Source organism: Rossellomorea sp. YZS02, assembly GCF_033963925.1.
Classification (GTDB): Bacteria; Bacillota; Bacilli; order Bacillales; family Bacillaceae_B; genus Rossellomorea.
The window spans coordinates 1-19067 of record NZ_JAXBLY010000006.1; the positions used below are offsets into that span (position 1 = coordinate 1).

The following is a 19067-nucleotide window of genomic DNA, read 5'->3' on the forward strand; positions in this document are numbered from 1 at the left end:
TGGGCTATAGCCAAGCGGTAAGGCATCGCACTTTGACTGCGACATGCGTTGGTTCGAATCCAGCTAGCCCAGTAGTGCGGAAGTAGTTCAGTGGTAGAACACCACCTTGCCAAGGTGGGGGTCGCGGGTTCGAATCCCGTCTTCCGCTCCAATAATAAGGCGGCATAGCCAAGTGGTAAGGCATGGGTCTGCAAAACCCTGATCACCGGTTCAAATCCGGTTGCCGCCTCCAAATGTAATGCCGGTGTGGCGGAATTGGCAGACGCGCACGACTCAAAATCGTGTTCCTCTGGAGTGCCGGTTCGATCCCGGCCACCGGTACCACATCGCGGGTGTAGTTTAGTGGTAAAACCTCAGCCTTCCAAGCTGATGATGAGGGTTCGATTCCCTTCACCCGCTCCAACTTACATACGACAGACTTTCTCTTTATGAGGAAGTCTTTTTTATTGTTTTTTATAAGGCTGTTTTCGCAAAGATTGTTGCTATTAATATACAAACTAAAATTCTCGAATGCTCTGTCATTTAGGGAGTGGTGCAGGAGGTGTTGGGAACAATCCCGCTTTCCACGGACGTTCGGCAGAGCCTCCTCAGCCAAAACCGCAATGCACACTGCCTAAACCAATCGAAACCACCAAAAACCCCAACTACATTATTTACCCTCACCACCACCAAACCAAAACCTATCTAGTCAAAATAGTGCACCTTCTTCGTCAATTGAGTTCCCCTTTTTAAGAAAGCGCTGCCATTATAATGAAAGAAAGCGATTACATGATTAAGGGTGGTGATACGGGTGGAACCGAAAATTCAGACTGGACCAGTAAGCCCAGATGTACAAATGAAGGCAGTGACAAAGAAGAAGTTTAAGTATAAAAGCTTACTGACGTACGCTGCCTTTGTAGGACCGGCACTTTTATTTTTCTTAGTGATTCAGATTCTTCCATTCTTGATGGGGGTGTATTATTCGTTTACCTCATGGAATGGTGTAAGCTCGGTAGTCGAGTGGGTTGGATTCGATAACTACAAAAAAATCTTCACGGATGATAAGACGTTTTTTAATTCGTTCATGTTTACGACGAAGTTCATGTTTGCAGCAGTGATCATCAGTAACTTGATAGGATTCGGATTTGCTTTGCTGCTCAATGCTGCCTTGAAGACGAGAAATATTCTCAGAACTGTGTTTTTTATTCCGAACGTCATTGGTGGATTGTTACTCGGGTTCATCTGGCAGTTCATCTTTGTTAAAGGATTTGCATCACTCGGGAATATGACGGATATTGGATTCTTTAAAATGCCGTGGTTGGGTGATGAGAAGACGGCGTTCTGGGGAATTGTCATCGTATTTGCCTGGCAGATCTCAGGGTACATGATGGTCATCTACGTGGCAGCGTTACAAGGGGTCGACAATTCACTCCTTGAAGCAGCGAAGATGGATGGGGCATCGAACTGGACGCTTCTTACAAAGATCATCATTCCATTGATCTTACCGGCTTTCACGATTTGTTTCTTCCTTACGATCTCAATGGCCTTTAAGATATTCGATCTGAACATCTCGCTGACAGGCGGTGGGCCGTTCAACTCCACGCAATCTGTTGCGATCAATATTTATCAGGAAGCATTCCAGAATAATCGTTATGGTCTCGGGACTGCGAAATCGATTCTGTTCTTTGTGGTAGTGGCCGTGTTTACGACGGTTCAGGTGATGGTGACGAAGAAGAAGGAGGTTGAGGCATAATGATCAATCGCTATACGAAGAGAACGTTTGTATTAGAAATCATCGGAATTGTGATCGGGCTCATTTTCCTTATCCCTTTTTACTTCGTATTGATCAACTCGGTAAAACCGTTCGCAGCGATTCTAATCGATGCGGCAGCGTGGCCAAAGGAATTTGTGTTCTCTAACTATGCAAAAGTGTGGGAAGTCATCAATTTCCCCCGGGCTTTCTGGAACTCCCTTGTCATCACGGTTTTCAGCAACCTCGGATTGGTAATCATCAGTTCAATGGCAGCATGGAAAATGGTGCGTACGCCAGGGAAATTCAGCAAGATCTTATTCGTAGTCTTTGTGTCAGCCATGGTCATCCCGTTCCAGACGGTGATGATTCCCTTGATGAAGGTTGGGGGAACGTTAGGCCTTACGAACAGCATTCCAGGTTTGATCATCATGTACTTCGGATTTGGTGTACCGCTTTCCTTGTTCTTGTATCACGGGTTTGTGAAAACCGTACCGATTGAAATCGAGGAATCAGCGATGATCGATGGCTGCAGCCAGTTTGGCGTGTTCTGGAGAATCGTCTTCCCACTACTGAAGCCTATCACAGTTACGGTGATCATCCTGAACACATTATGGATTTGGAATGATTATCTGCTCCCCCTACTGGTGTTACAGGATGCGGAGCTGCGTACAATCCCACTGGCAGCAAGCTCGTTCTTCGCCCAGTATACGAAGCAATGGGATATGGGTCTTGCGGCACTCGTTCTCGGGATCACACCGATCATCATCTTCTTCCTATTTTTACAGAAGCATATTATCAAAGGAATTGCGTCTGGTTCGATCAAGTAGATATAAAGTTTCTGTCGAGATGGTCTATCATTGATACAGAAATTTATATAAAATAATTTATATCAGGGAGGTCAATCCATTTATGAAGCGTATTTTATTACTATGTATGTCTTTGGTTTTAGTATTTGGAATTATTGCAGGTTGTTCTTCTAAAGACAAAACAAGCAGTTCTGGCGGGGATTCAGGTTCAGGTGATGATGTCGTGACATTGAACTTCTTCCAGTTCAAGGTTGAAATTGCCGATCAGCTTCAAGAAATGATCAAGGAATTCGAAGCAGAGCATCCGAACATTAAGGTGAAGCTTGAAACCGTGGGTGGAGGAGCCGATTACGGTGCAGCACTTAAAGCGAAATTTGCTTCTGGTGAAGAACCGGATATTTTCAACAATGGTGGATTCAAAGAGTTAGAGCTTTGGAAAGAAAAGCTTGCCGATCTTTCTGGTGAGCCATGGGTAGAGCACGTCCTTCCAATCGGGAAAGTGCCGATGACGGATGAAGACGGTAAGCTTTACGGCATGCCGGTTAACTTAGAAGGATATGGATTTGTATATAACAAAGACTTATTTGAAAAAGCAGGGATCACTGAGCCTCCTGCGACGATTGATGAATTGAAAGATGCAGCGAAAAAGCTTGAAGCGAAGAAAATCACTCCATTCTCAGCTGGTTACGGCGAGTGGTGGGTTATTGGTCAGCATTTACTGAACATTCCATTTGCACAGCAGGATGATCCGGATAAGTTCATCGCAGGACTTTATGATGGATCTGAGAAGATTGTAGGGAACGAAAAGTTCAAGCAGTTCAAAGAGGTTCTGGACACAGAGCTTAAATATGCAAATGATAATCCATTAACTACGGATTACAATACACAAGTAACGCTGTTTGCTTCTGGTGAAACTGCTATGCTTCAACAAGGAAACTGGACGGAGAACATGATCACGGAAATCAATCCTGATATCAACATGGGCTTCCTTCCGATTCCGATCAGCAATGACGACAGTGCTGATCGCCTGCCTGTAGGTGTACCGAATAACTGGGTGTTGAACAAGAATTCAGAGCATCTTGAAGAAGCGAAAACATTCTTGGAGTGGATGGTCTCTTCTGAAACAGGAAAGCGTTATATCACGGAAGAATTTGCGTTCATCCCTGCATTTGATAATATCGAGCCAAATGGTCTTGGTGACTTGGGTCAATCCATCCTTGACTACTCTAAGGACGAGAAAACGATTCCTTGGACTTGGTTCAAATGGCCGGATGGTGCGAATAAAGAATTCGCAGCAACGATCCAGGAATATGCAGCGGGTAAAATTGATTATGATACTGTACTTGAGCGATTCCAACAAACGTGGGATAACCTGAAGTAAACAGAATAGTAGAAAGCATGTCTATTGAAGGCATGCTTTCTATTTTATAAGTTTAGTAGGAATATTTCGAAAAAACACTTTCAAGAGCAGGGAAAAACACTTTATACTAGGGTATAAGTGAGACCTGGGAGGTCCGTCCCTCATGTTAAAGACAAGCATTCGGAATAAGCTGATCGCACTGTTGATGATTACGACGATTGTGCCGTTCGGCAGTTCGATCATTATTACATATTTGTATACGAAGGATTCGATAGAGGAGCAGGTGGTGAAGGAGAGCAGTAATCTGCTCTACCAGGGGAAGGTGAATTTGGAGAGCTATATCAATGAGCTCAACGGATTGACTCTCTCACTCTATAATAATCCAGATTTTATTAATTTCATGAGATCGCCAAGTAAGGAGAATAATTACTTGACGATCGGCATCGTGAAGAATATTGTGCAAACGATTCTCTATACAGGGGATACAATCAACGGTGTACGTATATCCTTTGCTGACGGTGACCGGGTCATCTCTGCAACGAAGCGTTCCACAGTTGTATTCTCTAATAGAATAAAGGATTCACAGTGGGAATACTTCCGGAAGGCTGAGCGAAGCCCATATAACATGTACATTGAACCAACCTATAGTCAGGAAGAGGAGAATATTAATCGGTCGAAGGAAATCATCACGATTCACCGGGCATTCCGAAACGTTCCGGGCGATGAAGTGCTTGCGTATATTTCCCTGGATATTTCACCGGATAAAATCATTGATTTGAGCAGGAATCTATATAATTCTGACTCAGAGGAATTCTACCTCCTGTCTTCAGAAGGGGAAATGATTTACAGCTCAGACCAAGATGTATCGGATGATGGAAACAACCAGAAGTGGATTAAAAGGGTAATGGAGTCAAAAGATGTTTCAGGGACGCTTGAATGGAAGGAAGATGCGTTCAATGGGGTGATGATGTTCGATCAGCTCCCTGCTTCAGCCGGCGGGTGGTTCCTCGTGAAAAGGGTATCTTATGCAAATCTTTACGAAAGTGCCTTTAGTGTGGCGAAGATCAATATTTTGTTTGGGGTCCTTGGACTGACCCTTGTGGTCCTGGCGACATTATTTGTTTCATTTAAAATTACTTCTCCGATCAGGATTCTGCTTTCAAATATCCAAGAAGTTGAGAAGGGGAATATGAAGGTCCAATCCAAAGCATTCGGTTCCGATGAAATTGGGATCCTAGGATTCCGTTTTCAGCAGATGATTGAGCGGATTAACCATCTGATCAACCGTGAATATAAGCTGGAACTAGAAAATAAGACAAATCAATTAAAGGTGCTTCAATCTCAGATCAATCCGCATTTTCTTTACAATGCGCTTCAATCCATCGGGACGATTGCCTTAAAGAACAAGGTACCGCAAATTTACTCCTTGATCACCCACCTGTCGAAGATTATGAGGTACGGGATGAATATGGAGGAGGATGTGGTTCCGTTAAGCAAGGAGATCAATTATACAAACGCCTACCTCCTTTTACAGAAAGAGCGGTTTGGCGAGAACCTTGAGTACAGGGTTGAAGTCGATGAAGAGGTGAAGGAGGTTCAGGTTCCAAAGATGATCCTGCAGCCACTCATTGAAAATTATTTTAAACATGGGTTTGACATCCGTGATGGAGTGGGGCGAATCTTTCTGAACTGTTATAGGGATAGAGAAGAGCTGGTGATGGTTGTCCATGACAACGGAGTGGGTGTGACGGCAGAAAGGCTACAGGAAATTGAGGAACACTTCAAAGCCGATGCATGGAATAAAACCGGGGATGAGACCAGCATCGGTCTGAAGAATGTATATGTAAGGTTAAAGCTCTACTTTGACCATAAGGCTACCCTATTGCTTCAGAATCATGAAGATGGAGGCTTCATGGTCACGATGAGGATGCCAATACGAATGGAAGGTGAAGCAAATGAAAGCAATCATCATTGACGATGAAAAACATGTGCGTGAAGGGTTACTTTTATTAGCAGAATGGGATAAGCATGGTATCCACACCATCCTGGAGGCGGAAGACGGGGACGAAGCCATCGAATTGATCACAGAGCATAGGCCGGAGATCATCTTTACAGACATGAGGATGCCGAAGCGTGACGGTATCAACTTATTAAAATGGCTTCATGCCTCTGACCTTACAAGTAAAACCATCGTTGTTAGCGGGTATGATGATTTTGAATATATGAGAAATGCGATCTATTATAAAAGCTTTGATTACATCTTGAAACCGATCGAGCCTGATGTCCTGAATGAAACACTTGGTAAAGCCGTGAAAGAGTGGAATGAGCATGCACGATCAAGAAAATCCCAGGTCGAGGAAAACAGGGTCATGAATGAGGCAAAGCCTCTATACTGGGATCGGTTTTTTTCAAGCCTCTGTGCCAAGGAGAGCATTACGGCAGAGATGGTGGAAAAGGTCGAAAGAGAGTTTGGTGTTTCATTACGACAGTTAGAGAAAACGGTTGCGCTCCTGCCGATCAAGCCGATTGTGATGAAATCCTTTCAAGGTGACAGGGACCTTGCATTTTTTACCCTCATCAATATCTGCAATGAGCTCTTGCGTAAGCAGAATGAGGGGGTATGCTTCCGGAACAGCAATAAAGAAGAAGAACTTGTCATTCTGTTCTGGAATCAAAAAAACATACCGTATTTGCTAAAGGAAATCTATTCTTTAATCTATCAATATAGCAAGGTCTTTACCATTTTGGCACTTGGGAAGAAGTCGGAAAAAGTGAATGAAGCATACGAATCCGCTCTCGAAGTATTTTCTAGGCACAATCTGCTCGCCCAAAATAAGATTGTCACCCATCAGGATGTGATGGAAGGTTCGCTCCTTCATTTATTGGATCACTCCCATGAAATGAAGTGGGCGATCCGTTCAGGCAGCAGACAGCAGGTACACTCCCAGCTTGAAGAGGTTTTCAGTCAATTGGAAAGCAGTCATACCCTTTCATTGGAGCAGCTAAAAGTATGGGAGGATCAATTTGAATTACTTCGGAACAATTGGTTGAAAGAGTATCAGATCAAACGTCAGGAACCATTCTACAGGGGCATGGACTATTGGAACGAAGACGGTTCTTTTTCGTATAGGAAATTTAAAGAAGAGAAGTCAAAAGAATTTTTCGAGCTCATACAAACCCTGACAGACGTGAAATATCAGAAAGAAAAAAATAATATGCAGCAGATCGAGGAATACCTGCAGCAGCATTACCAGGAAGATATCAATCTTCAGGAAATGGCCGACAGATTCTTTTTGAGCAGGGAATATATTTCACGGAAGTTCAAACAGGATTATGGAGCCACCATCACGGATTATGTCACGAATATCCGGATGGAGAAGGCAAAGAAGCTCTTGGAAAATCCTTATTTGAAGATATATGAAGTAGCCTACGGTGTAGGCTATGGGAATGAAAAGTATTTCAGTAAGGTTTTTAAAAAACACGCTGGTGTCACACCAAATGAATACCGGCATGCCCAAATATAAACATGGAGGTTTTACAATGGTAAACGTAACAGTATGGAATGAAAATCGTCATGAACAGAAGAATCCGAAAGTGAGAGAAGTGTATCCTGAAGGCATTCATGGTGCCCTTGCATCCTTTCTTGGAGAAGCGTCCTACAATGTGAAAACCGCTACACTGGATGAGGGAGATCACGGATTGACCGAAGAAGTACTGGAAAGCACGGATGTATTGGTTTGGTGGGGACATATCGCCCATGATGAAGTGAAGGATGAAGTCGTTGAAAGGGTGAAAGAGCGTGTCCTTGACGGAATGGGATTGATCGTCCTTCATTCAGGTCATTTCTCGAAAATCTTCAAAACCTTGATGGGAACTTCCTGTGATTTGAAATGGCGTGAAGCCGATGAGAAGGAACGAATCTGGATCGTGGATCCGAGTCATCCGATCACGGCCGGTCTAGGGGAGTATTTCGAGCTTGAAAAAGAAGAAATGTATGGCGAGCACTTTGATATCCCTGCTCCTGATCAGCTTGTGATGGTGAGCTGGTTCGAAGGGGGAGAAGTGTTCAGAAGCGGATGTACATATCAGCGAGGGAATGGAAAGGTATTCTACTTCCGTCCGGGGCATGAAACGTACCCGACCTACTACAATGAAAATGTCCAAAAGGTCGTTGTGAATGCAGTGAAATGGGCATCACCGGTCGATCATGCAAGACCTGTATACGGTAATGCGCAGCCATTAGAAGAAATCAAAGGTTCTAAATAGAGGAGGAAAAATCATGAATACATTAAAAATCGGAGTGATAGGATGCGGAAGCATCGCAAAACACCGCCATCTTCCAGAGTATGCGAACAATGAAAACGTAGAGGTTGTAGCCGTCTGTGACATCGTCGAGGAACGTGCATGGAAAATCGCTGATGCAGTGGGAGCGAAAGCGTATACAAATTATAAAGAATTACTGGCAAATGCTGAAGTGGACGCTGTGAGTGTCTGTACTCCGAACTATCTGCATGCACCGATTTCCATCGATGCGTTGAATGCAGGGAAGCATGTATTATGTGAAAAACCGATGGCGACTTCAAGGGAAGAAGCTCAAAGCATGATCGATGCCGCGGATAAAAACGGCAAAAAACTGATGATCGCTCACAATCAGCGCTTTGTTCCTTCTCATCAAAAGGCGAAACAGCTTATTGAAAGCGGGGAAGTGGGTAAAATCTACAGCTTCCGTTCTGCTTTTGGCCATGGCGGACCTGAAGGCTGGAGTGCTGATGGAAAGGACAGCTGGTTCTTTAAAAAGGATGAGGCATTCATCGGTGCCATGGGAGACCTTGGTGTTCATAAGACAGATCTTCTCCGCTATATTCTGGGAGAAGAATTTGCAGAAGTCGGTGCCTTCGTTGAAACAAGTGCCAAGGAAAATGCCGATGTGGATGATACGGCTGTCTGTGTATTGAAAACCGAAAGCGGCACGATCGGTACCCTTGCAGCAAGCTGGTCCTATGTTTCAAAGGAGGATAATTCTACGATTATTTATGGAGAGAAAGCGATCCTCCGCTTAGAGGATGATCCGGTAAACTCTCTTATCGTTCAATATGTAACCGGGGAAGTAGTGAAATATGAGCTTGGAGGCATTCAAACGAATGACGAAGGCGGCCAGACGAATTCCCGAGTAATCGATCAATTTGTTCAAAGTATTCTTCAAAATGAAGAGCCTCCTATTACGGGTGAAGAAGGAAAGAAATCTCTTGAGGTGGTTTTATCTGCCCTGGAATCAAGTGAAACAAAACGGATCGTAAAATTGTAAAAGAGGTGAATGCAGCGATGACTAAACTTCGGATGGGCGTGATCGGCGTCGGGGGCATAGCCCAGACGCGTCACATCCCTACTTTTATCAAACTATCAGATTCTGTTTCGATTGAAGCGATCAGTGATATCAACCCTCTCACGGCCCAAACCGTGGGAGAGACCTTTAACATCCCCAATGTGTTCAGCGATTATCGGGATATGTTCGAGCATGTGGATGCCGTGACGATCTGCACGCCGAATAAATTTCATGCAGAGATCACGATTGCTGCCCTCGATGCAGGTCTTCATGTGTTTTGTGAAAAGCCGATGGCGATGACTCCGGAAGAATGTGAAAAGATGATTGAAGCGGCGGAGAAATCCGGTAAGGTTCTAGCCATCGCTTATCATTATCGCTTTATGAAGGACTCCCGGGCTGCGAAGCGGGTGATCATGGAAGATGAGATCGGAGAGCCGATGGTGGCAAGGGCAAGGGCGATCCGCCGCCGCAAAGTACCTGGATGGGGAGTGTTCACCAACAAGGAACTTCAAGGCGGTGGCAGCCTGATCGACTATGGCTGTCACTTCCTCGATCTATCATTATGGCTGCTTGGAAATCCGACGCCTGTTGAAGTAACGGGTACGACGTATAACAAGCTTAGTAGAATGCCAGATCAAGTGAATCAATGGGGAGATTTCGATAAAGGCAGTTTTGAAGTGGATGACCATGTGACTGCTTATATCAGGTTCGATAACGGTGCGTCCATGCTTTTTGAGACATCCTGGTCCGCAAATGTGAAGAGTGACGAAGAAAGCATGAGTATCTCAGGGGAAACGGGTGGAATCGATTTATTCCCGTTCCAGATGAACCAGATGAAGCACGGTATGCTACTGAATAGTGAAGCGGATTGGGTACCGGGTGAGGATGACCCAAGTCTCCCTCAGGCCCAAAACTTTATCAACAGCTGTCTAGGCTTAGAAGAACTTATCGTCAAACCTCAGGAAGCCATGCAAGTGTCCCAAATCATTGATGCCATCTACAAAAGCAGTGAAACCGGACAAAGCATCACATTGAAATAGGAGGAAGCGTAAATGAAACTTGGTGTATTTACTGTATTATTCTCACAAAAGAATTTGGAAGAAATGCTCGATTATGTAAAAGAAGCGGGACTTCACGCTGTGGAAATTGGCACAGGAGGATATCCCGGGAATGCCCATTGTGACCTGGATGCCCTTTTGGAGAGCGAAGAAAAAAGAAATGAATACTTAGAGAAAGTCACATCAAGAGGGCTTCAGATCAGCGCCTTCAGCTGTCACGGGAACCCGATTTCACCCGACGCTGCCTTCGCAGAAGAATCCCATGCGGCCCTTCAGAAAACGATCAAGCTTGCCGGATTGATGAACGTACCGGTCGTGAACTGCTTTTCAGGGACTGCAGGTGACCATGAAGGGGCAAAGCATCCGAACTGGCCGGTATCCCCTTGGCCGAATGAATATGGAGATATTCTTAAATGGCAGTGGGAAGAAAAGCTGATTCCTTATTGGAAAGAGATAGGGAAGCTTGCTGAGGAAAACAACGTAAAAATCGGTCTCGAGCTCCACGGGGGATTCCTTGTACATACTCCGTATACGTTATTGAAGCTTCGTGAAGAAACGTGTGAGGCAATCGGTGCAAACCTTGACCCGAGTCATCTGTGGTGGCAGGGAATCGATCCGGTTGCAGCGATTAAGATCCTCGGTAAAGAAAATGCGATTCACCATTTCCATGCGAAAGATACGTATATCGACCAGGATAATGTGAACATGTACGGTCTCACGGATATGCAGCCATACGGCAGCATCCAGACACGGTCGTGGTCCTTCCGTTCTGTAGGATGCGGACATTCATTGCAGGAATGGTCCGATATGATGAGTGCCCTGCGCACATTCGGATACGACTATGTCGTCAGCATCGAGCATGAGGATCCGATCATGTCGATTGAAGAAGGCTTCGGCCGTGCGGTGAAGAATTTGAAATCTATCTTGATTGAAGAACAGCCGTCGGATATGTGGTGGGTGTAGGGTTGAAGCAGAGGGTCCTATTATGGGGCTCTCTTTTTTTGTGTGAGGCATGTTGGATTTACCTTTTATTGTAAAATGGCTGGATTATTAGTGAAAGCGGCTTGTTTTTTATTAGAAACGGCCAGATTACTCACGATTTCCGCTGGATTATGTGTGGAACCCGCCGGATTATGAACCATTATGGCTGAATTCACCCCGCCACGGTAAAAGCCCAAGCATATAATGGAAGGTTCCGCTACAAATCCCCTTGAGGGAAATCAAAAAAGATCCCTGTAAAAAGGGATCCTCTCTGAACTATCCACCAACCACTTCAAACGATCCTTCGCCACCGTGGATGCTGATAAACATATCCATCAATGATTTCGTCAGTTTCTCGCTTTCTTCTCTGGAAAGGGAGGGCTTCAAAAAAATGATATGTACGGCATTCTTCGTTTCTTCTCCAACCGGTGCACGGTCAGAGTCGACGAAGGGACTTCCGAAAGGTCCGTTCCCGTCACAGGCGACGATGAGGTTTTCCAATGAATTCTCCCGACCGTTGAGTCCGGTGTACGTTTGACCGGGATCCCCGACTTTCAATGCTACTTGTTCTCCGGATAGTTGATCCTTATCGTATATTCCTATGGGAACTTCATATTGAAGGGAGAAGAAGTTGTTAAGGTCGATGGCAGAGTTGATCGTCGTCAAATAGTTTTGTTTTTTGACCCGGCGAAAAAGTGCTTCTGCTGAATGGCGGTAGCGATTCGGATCTTTACCAGTCTTCTTGAAGATATCCCGCCACGCGGCAATCCCTTCCAACTCAGTAACGCTTTTATCATGAAGATCAAAGAAGATTGATTCCTGGAAAAGCTGGAGTCGTCCCTTCAGCATTTGAGGAGAAGAGCTGACTTCGATATGATGATAGTGAATGAATCCGACTTTGAAATCGGGGATTTTACTTGTAATGGATGAATCTATTGTGATTTCCACTTATTTTCCCTCCACATTTGTTTTAAAATAGTTTATCATAATACACATTGCTAATTCACTTGTGCGCGTCGCTAAAAAATCAGGAAGGAGGTAGGTGTAATGGATATAGATCAGTTAAAGCAGGATATCATTGCGTATAGTAAGGAGATTGGAATAGATAAGATTGGATTTACCACTGCCGATACGTTCTCGGAAATGAAAAACAGGCTTCTCCGTCAGGAAATGATGGGATATCAATCAGGCTTTGAGGAAAAGGATATTGAGAAGCGGGTGGAACCTGCTTTGATTTTTAATAAGCCGAAATCGATCATTGCCATTGCTCTTGCCTATCCTTCTAAAATGAAGGATGCTCCTCAAAGTAAGCGGGGAGAAAGACGGGGGATCTTCTGCAGGGCATCATGGGGGACGGATTATCACCATGTGCTGAGGGATCGCCTTTCGAAGCTCGAGGAATATATCGTATCCAGGATTCCCGAGGCACGTTTTAAGTCCATGGTCGACACGGGAGAGCTGGTGGACCGTGCCGTGGCAGAGCGGGCGGGCATTGGTTGGAGCGGAAAAAACTGTTCCATCATCACTCCTGAATTCGGATCCTACGTCTATTTGGGGGAAATGGTGACGAATCTTCCCTTTGCCCCGGATACGCCAATGGAGGATCAGTGCGGAACATGCAATAAATGCGTGGACGTCTGCCCAACGGGGGCCCTTATTGAAGGCGGACAGCTGGATGCACAGAAATGCATTGCCTTTTTAACCCAAACGAAGGGCTTTCTTGCGGATGAATACCGGGTGAAGCTTGGAAACCGTCTGTACGGATGCGACACCTGCCAAACCGTATGCCCCGAGAATAAAGGGATGGACTTTCATTTTCATGAAGAGATGGAGCCGGATCCGGAAATTGCCAAGCCTTTATTAAAGCCGTTATTAACGATCAGTAACCGTGAGTTCAAACAGAAATACGGGCATGTTTCAGGGTCATGGAGAGGGAAGAAACCCATTCAGCGCAATGCCATCATAGCCCTGGCTCATTTCAAGGATACAACAGCGATAGATGATCTGATCGAGGTCATGAAAAAGGATGTAAGACCAGTCATGAGAGGCACGGCTGCCTGGGCCCTTGGAAAAATCGGAGGGGAAAAAGCTGAAGAAATCCTTCTTAAACATCAGGAAGTGGAAACAGATGAAGAAGTGTTAGCAGAAATTCAGAAGGGTCTGGAATTGCTGACACCTTGATATATTTGGATGAACTCATATTTGCCATGAGTTCATCCTTTTTAGTTTTGAACAGAGGATGGTGAGCATAACAATAAGGGAGGAGGGAAGACGATGATCAGAAAGCTGTTAATGGAGAAGGTCCAACATGTGATCGCTGAATATACTTCTCGAAATCAGTCAGATTATTATAATGACAAAGTGACAAGAAAGAAAGAGTCATGCAGGCAGCGACACGCGGAAATTGTGAAGGTGGATGCAACAGGGAAGATTCAGCGTATCACACATCAAAGAGACGAAACTCAAAGCATTTTATATGATGTTCACTATAAATATCTCATCAAACATGGAGACCTGCTCTATTTGGAAGAGGAAGTAGAGAATCGGAGCGGCGTCTTTTACAAAGATAAGATTTATGAAGATAGAGAGATCGAGGTCAAAAGAGATGAGGGTCCGGAAGAAGAAGAAGAGGATATGATTTGTGAAGAAAAGGACAGAGTGACGTACAGTTATGACCGGCTCAGTGCCGTTCAATATGCCGAACGCTGGTGGAACAGCTACAATCCTGCATACAAGAAGTTTGAGAATGATTGTACGAATTATATTTCACAATGCCTTCATGCAGGGGATGCACCGATGCGGGGGTACCCTACGAAGGGTAAGGGCTGGTGGATGAGGAATCAGAGCTGGAGCTACAGCTGGACGGTGGCGAACTCCTTAAGGTGGTATATCCCGAATTCGACGATTGGGCTTCGGGGAAGGCTTGTAGATGACCCAAAAGAATTGAAGCTCGGAGATGTGATTTGCTATGACTTTGAAGGGGACGGACGTTTCGATCATACGACTATCGTCACAGGGAAGGACGCAGCCGGTGAACCCCTCGTGAATGCCCACACGTTCAACAGCCGGATGAGATATTGGAAATACGAAGACTCAACGGCGTATACGCCCAATATGAAATATCGATTTTTTACAATAGTAGATGACGCCTAAGTGTTGTTCTATGTAGAAGAAATGGTATAATGTCACTTAGAGTTTTATGAATGAGGTGACATTGACATGGGAGTACATGTTGTATTATATCAACCAGAAATCCCTGCAAATACGGGGAATATTGCAAGAACGTGTGCAGCTACGGATACGACCCTGCACTTGATCCGTCCACTCGGATTCTCGACGGATGATAAAATGTTAAAGCGTGCCGGCCTTGATTACTGGCAGTTTGTAAACATCGTTTATTATGATTCCCTTGAAGAGTTCTTCGAGAAAAATGAAGGTGGAGAGTTCTTCTACTTAACCAAATACGGAAAGATCCCTCACACGAATTTTGATTACAGTGTGGAAGACAAGGATTATTTCTTTATCTTTGGACGCGAAACATCCGGGCTTCCGGATGAGGTCATCCAGAACAATCTGGATCGTGCCCTGCGCATTCCGATGAACGAGAATGTACGTTCATTAAACCTGTCCAATACAGCGGCGATTTTGATTTATGAAGCGTTAAGACAAAGAAATTATCCAGGACTCTTATAAAAACCGAGGAATGAAAATCATATGATTTTCATTCCTTTTTTTATTTGGCTTATACTAAGGGGAAGAAACGAAAGGGAGAGAGTACATTATGAATGAAACCATTGAAACGATTCTTAAGCATCGATCCATACGACAATTCAAGAATGAAGCATTGAGTGAAGAGCACATCCGGACGATTGTTTCCAGTGCCCAGGCTGCAAGTACATCAAGCTATATTCAAGCCTACACGATCATCGGGGTGAAGGATCCTGAGAAAAAGAAAAAGCTTTCAGAGCTTGCGGGAAATCAAAGCTACGTCGAAGCAAATGGTCATTTCTTCGTGTTCTGCTCTGATTTATACCGCCATGAAAAGATCGGTGAATGGGAAGGAGCTGACGTCATCACATCATTGGAAAGCACGGAAAAATTCATGGTGGCAGTCATTGATGCGTCCCTGGCTGCTCAAAATGCATCGATTGCCGCTGAATCAATGGGACTTGGCATTTGTTATATAGGCGGGATCCGAAATGATCTGGAATCGGTGAGTGAGCTGCTCGGATTGCCGGACAGGGTCATCCCATTGTTTGGACTGGCTGTCGGTATCCCGGAAGATCATTCGGATGTGAAGCCGAGGCTGCCGATGGAATCCATTTATCACGAGGATTCATATCAAGGTGATGAAGCATATATGAAAGAGGGCCTTGACCGCTATGATGAAACCATTTCTGCCTATTATCACGCACGTACAGCAGGGAAACGGTCGGATCGTTGGACAGGCCAGATGGCGAAAATGCTGTCGGGTAAAAAGCGGATGTATATGAAGGATTTTGTGGAGAAGAAAGGGTTTAATAGAAAATAGGCTTAACTGAACTAAACAAAAAGAACTGACCTCATCAGAGATCAGTTCTTTTTCGCTTTAGAGGGTCGCCTCTGAACGAGCCGCCTCCGCTTTAGTTTGAACCCGGTTTATCATTATATCCAGCAGTGAAAATCGCTACTAAGAACGTTAAAGATACACCTATGATCATTACAGTACCCATGTTTTATAAACCTCCCAGTTTACTTATTCCACAGTCTGTCTTTAGTATAGCCTATTTTTAATTTGATGTGAACGAAAGTAGGATTTTTTTTGCAGTTTTATGACAAATAAAGAAACCGTTTTATTTTTCAGGGCCTATCCCAGTGTTTGCAGTCATGAAAAACACTTTGTCTTTAATAAATATATCTTCTTAACATGTTCGGGTGAACAAGCGCATAAAGTATATTAATCGTCTCTCATTAAGCGACAGGGGGAGGTCCTTATGGATATTTTAAAGAAAATCGAACATTACCGAGAAGAAGAAGAGAAACTGAAATGGGAAGGGACGTTTGCTCAGTATTTAGACCTGCTGAAAGAGAAGCCTTGGATTGGGCAATCCGCTCATTCAAGAGTCTTTAATATGATTAAAGATGCCGGGGTTGAGGAGGTCGAGGGAAAACGGAAGTACAAATTCTTCAGCAATCAATTATTTGGCTTAGAAGAGGCGCTGGAAAGACTCGTTGAAGAATACTTCCATCCTGCTGCGAAACGGTTAGACGTGAGAAAGCGGATCTTATTATTGATGGGTCCGGTGAGTGGAGGGAAATCAACTCTCGTTTCCATGCTGAAACGGGGCTTGGAGCATTATTCCCGAACTGAAAGAGGAGGCGTATTCTCCATTAAAGGGTGTCCGATGCATGAAGATCCACTGCATCTGATCCCTCAGCACTTACGTGAAGATTTTTATGAAGAGTATGGGATCCGCATTGAAGGAAATCTCTCTCCGTTGAATACGATGCGGTTGGAGAAAGAGTATCATGGCCGCATTGAAGACGTCCAAGTGGAAAGAGTCTTCTTCTCAGAAGATAAACGTGTAGGAATTGGTACATTCAGTCCATCTGATCCAAAGTCACAGGATATTGCCGATTTAACAGGAAGCATCGACTTCTCGACGATTGCCGAATTTGGCTCTGAATCGGATCCGCGTGCTTACAGATTTGACGGGGAATTAAATAAAGCAAATCGTGGTTTAATGGAATTCCAGGAAATGCTGAAGTGTGATGAAAAGTTCTTATGGCACTTATTATCTCTTACCCAGGAAGGGAACTTCAAAGCTGGCCGGTTTGCCCTGATTTCAGCCGATGAGCTGATTGTGGCTCATACGAATGAAACGGAGTACCGATCCTTCATTTCGAATAAAAAGAATGAGGCCTTGCATTCACGTATCATCGTCATGCCGGTTCCTTATAACCTGAAGGTCACCCAGGAAGAAAAAATCTATGAAAAAATGATCAATGAAAGTGATGTCTCGAATGTGCATGTCGCCCCTCATACGTTAAGGGTGGCTGCGATGTTCACGATTCTCACTCGCTTAAAAGAACCTAAGCGCGGTGACATCGACCTTATTAAAAAGATGCGCCTCTACGATGGTGAGAACGTTGAAGGATTCAATTCCGCCGACGTCGATGAAATGAAGAAGGAATACCAGGATGAAGGCATGAGCGGAATCGATCCGCGTTATGTGATCAACCGCATCTCTTCCACGATCATTCGGAAAGAGGTACCTACTATCAACGCCCTGGATGTCCTTCGTGCCCTGAAAGAAGGGCTGGATCAGCATCCATCCATTACAAATGAACTTCGTGACAAGTATTTAAACTTCATATCACTTGCACGGAAAGAGTATGATGATATCGCCAAGAAAGAAGTTCAGAAAGCCTTCGTATATTCATATGAAGAGTCTGCGAAAACGCTTATGGATAACTATCTCGATAATGTGGAAGCGTACTGTAATAAAGCAAAGCTTCATGATCCGTTGACGGGTGAAGAAATCAACCCGGATGAAAAGCTGATGCGTTCGATTGAGGAACAGATCGGAATTTCGGAAAATGCGAAGAAGGCATTCCGTGAAGAAATCCTCATCCGTATCTCAGCCTATGCACGTAAAGGGAAGCGTTTTGACTACAATTCACATGACCGCTTGAGAGAAGCCATTCAGAAGAAGCTATTCGCTGACTTGAAGGACGTTGTGAAAATCACTACTTCTTCGAAAACGCCGGATGAGCAGCAACTGAAGAAAGTAAATGAGGTTGTTGCCCGTCTTATTGATGAACATGGCTACAACTCGACATCTGCGAATGAACTGCTCCGCTATGTAGGAAGCTTATTGAATCGTTGATCGAAAATGAAACCAGGAGGCGTCAGATGCCTCCTGGTTTTTCGTTATAGCTTTTTTCGTAAATTGTAGCTTTTAGATGTGGCGAGTAGTCTTTGCTTACAGCAAGTAGTGCTCGCTTTCCACGTGGCTCGCGGTGAGAAACTGCTGGTCCAATTAACTTTTAACTTTAATAGTACTAATCCATTTTTCTTAACTGATGTTCATGAACCATTCTGCTCTGTCAACACTTGCTGATTTAGAGGGTGACGGGACCTGCGTAGACTCCTACGGAAAACGGGCGTGCCGAGACCCCGGAAGCGTTCTTTGCTGAGGAGGATCGGCCGAACGTCCGTGGAAAGCGGAGCAGTTCCCGTCACCCTTGGGCACACTCTTTATGACAGAGCATTCGCAAACCAATTCTGTGTATGTATAACAACATTCTTTTGAGAAAAGAGACTTTGTCATAGTTTATCTTTTTCAGCTGAAGGGAAAAGTAGTATCCAAAGAGGTGAAGAGATATGAGTAAGAATAAACATGAACTGGATAAAAATTTTGAACCTGAAAATGGCTCCATGGCACATGACATGGAAGAAATGAAGCAGTTAGGAAAGCAAATGGACATGCTCAGGACAAATGAAGAACTGAAAGAGGATAAAAAACAGCCCGATCCCGTCCAATATAAAAAGCAGGATAAGGAATAGTTGACGGAAAACTCTGAATATAATAACCTAAAGATAGAGAGCTGGGCCTTTTAATAAATGAAGGTGGGTTGATAAGATGTCTGTCGAACCTAAACCCCGGATAGAAGCGCAACCTCTTAACGGAAGCATGGCCTCCAATATGGAGGAAGTCATTAAGCTTGGGAAACAAATGGAGAAGTTACGTTCCAGTGGCGAATTAAAGTTGCATAACCGAGTGTCAGATCCAGCTCAATATGAAGAAGAAGTTTAATCAGGTGT

The 19067-nt window shown here is 44.4% G+C and carries 17 protein-coding genes and 5 tRNA genes; 21 read left to right on the forward strand and 1 reads right to left on the reverse strand.

Annotated features, from left to right (window positions below; genetic code table 11):
- From SLH55_RS07330 to SLH55_RS07395, 14 genes are all read left to right on the forward strand, one after another.
- A tRNA-Gln gene (locus SLH55_RS07330) sits at nucleotides 1–72 on the forward strand.
- 4 nt (nucleotides 73–76) lie between these two features.
- Nucleotides 77–151: transfer RNA gene (locus SLH55_RS07335), tRNA-Gly, on the forward strand.
- A 7-nt stretch (nucleotides 152–158) separates the two neighbouring features.
- A tRNA-Cys gene (locus SLH55_RS07340) sits at nucleotides 159–232 on the forward strand.
- Between the two features lie 8 nt (nucleotides 233–240).
- Nucleotides 241–324 (forward strand) — tRNA-Leu (locus SLH55_RS07345).
- A 4-nt stretch (nucleotides 325–328) separates the two neighbouring features.
- A tRNA-Gly gene (locus tag SLH55_RS07350) sits at nucleotides 329–402 on the forward strand.
- Between the two features lie 433 nt (nucleotides 403–835).
- Entirely contained in the window at nucleotides 836–1732 is an 897-nt protein-coding gene (locus tag SLH55_RS07355) for a carbohydrate ABC transporter permease (protein WP_257474862.1), read from the forward strand.
- On the forward strand, nucleotides 1732–2559 hold the full coding sequence (locus tag SLH55_RS07360) for a carbohydrate ABC transporter permease (protein ID WP_219165804.1): 828 nt from the start codon (nucleotides 1732–1734) through the stop codon (nucleotides 2557–2559). The genes SLH55_RS07355 and SLH55_RS07360 overlap by 1 nt, the downstream gene beginning before the upstream one ends.
- Nucleotides 2560–2641: 82 nt before the next feature.
- Nucleotides 2642–3919 carry an ABC transporter substrate-binding protein gene (locus SLH55_RS07365; RefSeq protein WP_219165805.1) on the forward strand — a complete coding sequence of 426 codons (1278 nt, stop codon included), beginning with the start codon at nucleotides 2642–2644 and terminating at the stop codon, nucleotides 3917–3919.
- A 142-nt stretch (nucleotides 3920–4061) separates the two neighbouring features.
- A complete protein-coding gene (locus SLH55_RS07370; protein ID WP_320323100.1) occupies nucleotides 4062–5873 on the forward strand; it encodes a sensor histidine kinase in 1812 nt (603 codons plus the stop codon).
- Nucleotides 5854–7422: a response regulator gene (locus SLH55_RS07375; protein ID WP_320323101.1), complete on the forward strand. Its 1569-nt coding sequence runs from the start codon at nucleotides 5854–5856 to the stop codon at nucleotides 7420–7422. The genes SLH55_RS07370 and SLH55_RS07375 overlap by 20 nt, the downstream gene beginning before the upstream one ends.
- 16 nt (nucleotides 7423–7438) lie before the next feature.
- Nucleotides 7439–8164, forward strand: a complete 726-nt coding sequence (locus SLH55_RS07380; RefSeq protein ID WP_320323102.1) for a ThuA domain-containing protein — start codon at nucleotides 7439–7441, stop codon at nucleotides 8162–8164.
- A 13-nt stretch (nucleotides 8165–8177) separates the two neighbouring features.
- Complete coding sequence (locus SLH55_RS07385) at nucleotides 8178–9203, forward strand: Gfo/Idh/MocA family protein (RefSeq protein WP_219165809.1); 1026 nt, start codon at nucleotides 8178–8180, stop codon at nucleotides 9201–9203.
- Nucleotides 9204–9220: 17 nt separating this feature from the next.
- A complete protein-coding gene (locus SLH55_RS07390; RefSeq protein ID WP_219165810.1) occupies nucleotides 9221–10261 on the forward strand; it encodes a Gfo/Idh/MocA family protein in 1041 nt (346 codons plus the stop codon).
- A 12-nt stretch (nucleotides 10262–10273) separates the two neighbouring features.
- On the forward strand, nucleotides 10274–11242 hold the full coding sequence (locus tag SLH55_RS07395) for a sugar phosphate isomerase/epimerase (RefSeq protein ID WP_320323103.1): 969 nt from the start codon (nucleotides 10274–10276) through the stop codon (nucleotides 11240–11242).
- 294 nt (nucleotides 11243–11536) lie between these two features.
- Here SLH55_RS07395 and SLH55_RS07400 read toward each other — a convergent pair whose 3' ends face one another.
- Complete coding sequence (locus SLH55_RS07400) at nucleotides 11537–12208, reverse strand: B3/4 domain-containing protein (protein ID WP_320323104.1); 672 nt, start codon at nucleotides 12206–12208, stop codon at nucleotides 11537–11539.
- Between the two features lie 99 nt (nucleotides 12209–12307).
- Here SLH55_RS07400 and queG point away from each other — a divergent pair, with 99 nt between their 5' ends.
- The 7 genes from queG to SLH55_RS07435 all read left to right on the forward strand — a co-directional run bounded on the left by queG (nucleotide 12308) and on the right by SLH55_RS07435 (nucleotide 19059).
- Nucleotides 12308–13441, forward strand: coding sequence for a tRNA epoxyqueuosine(34) reductase QueG (queG, locus tag SLH55_RS07405; RefSeq protein WP_320323105.1), 1134 nt, complete (start codon nucleotides 12308–12310; stop codon nucleotides 13439–13441).
- Between the two features lie 96 nt (nucleotides 13442–13537).
- Entirely contained in the window at nucleotides 13538–14413 is an 876-nt protein-coding gene (locus SLH55_RS07410) for an amidase domain-containing protein (protein ID WP_413787084.1), read from the forward strand.
- A 66-nt stretch (nucleotides 14414–14479) separates the two neighbouring features.
- The gene (gene trmL, locus SLH55_RS07415; protein WP_226677239.1) at nucleotides 14480–14953 is read left to right on the forward strand and encodes a tRNA (uridine(34)/cytosine(34)/5-carboxymethylaminomethyluridine(34)-2'-O)-methyltransferase TrmL; all 474 of its coding nucleotides are present in this window, start codon (nucleotides 14480–14482) and stop codon (nucleotides 14951–14953) included.
- A gap of 88 nt (nucleotides 14954–15041) precedes the next feature.
- On the forward strand, nucleotides 15042–15791 hold the full coding sequence (nfsA, locus tag SLH55_RS07420; RefSeq protein WP_320323107.1) for an oxygen-insensitive NADPH nitroreductase: 750 nt from the start codon (nucleotides 15042–15044) through the stop codon (nucleotides 15789–15791).
- 442 nt (nucleotides 15792–16233) lie between these two features.
- A complete protein-coding gene (locus SLH55_RS07425; RefSeq protein ID WP_219165817.1) occupies nucleotides 16234–18129 on the forward strand; it encodes a PrkA family serine protein kinase in 1896 nt (631 codons plus the stop codon).
- Nucleotides 18130–18626: 497 nt separating this feature from the next.
- Nucleotides 18627–18809 carry a hypothetical protein gene (locus tag SLH55_RS07430; RefSeq protein WP_320323108.1) on the forward strand — a complete coding sequence of 61 codons (183 nt, stop codon included), beginning with the start codon at nucleotides 18627–18629 and terminating at the stop codon, nucleotides 18807–18809.
- A gap of 76 nt (nucleotides 18810–18885) precedes the next feature.
- On the forward strand, nucleotides 18886–19059 hold the full coding sequence (locus SLH55_RS07435) for a multidrug ABC transporter ATPase (protein WP_320323109.1): 174 nt from the start codon (nucleotides 18886–18888) through the stop codon (nucleotides 19057–19059).
- The last annotated feature ends 8 nt before the right edge of the window (nucleotides 19060–19067 follow it).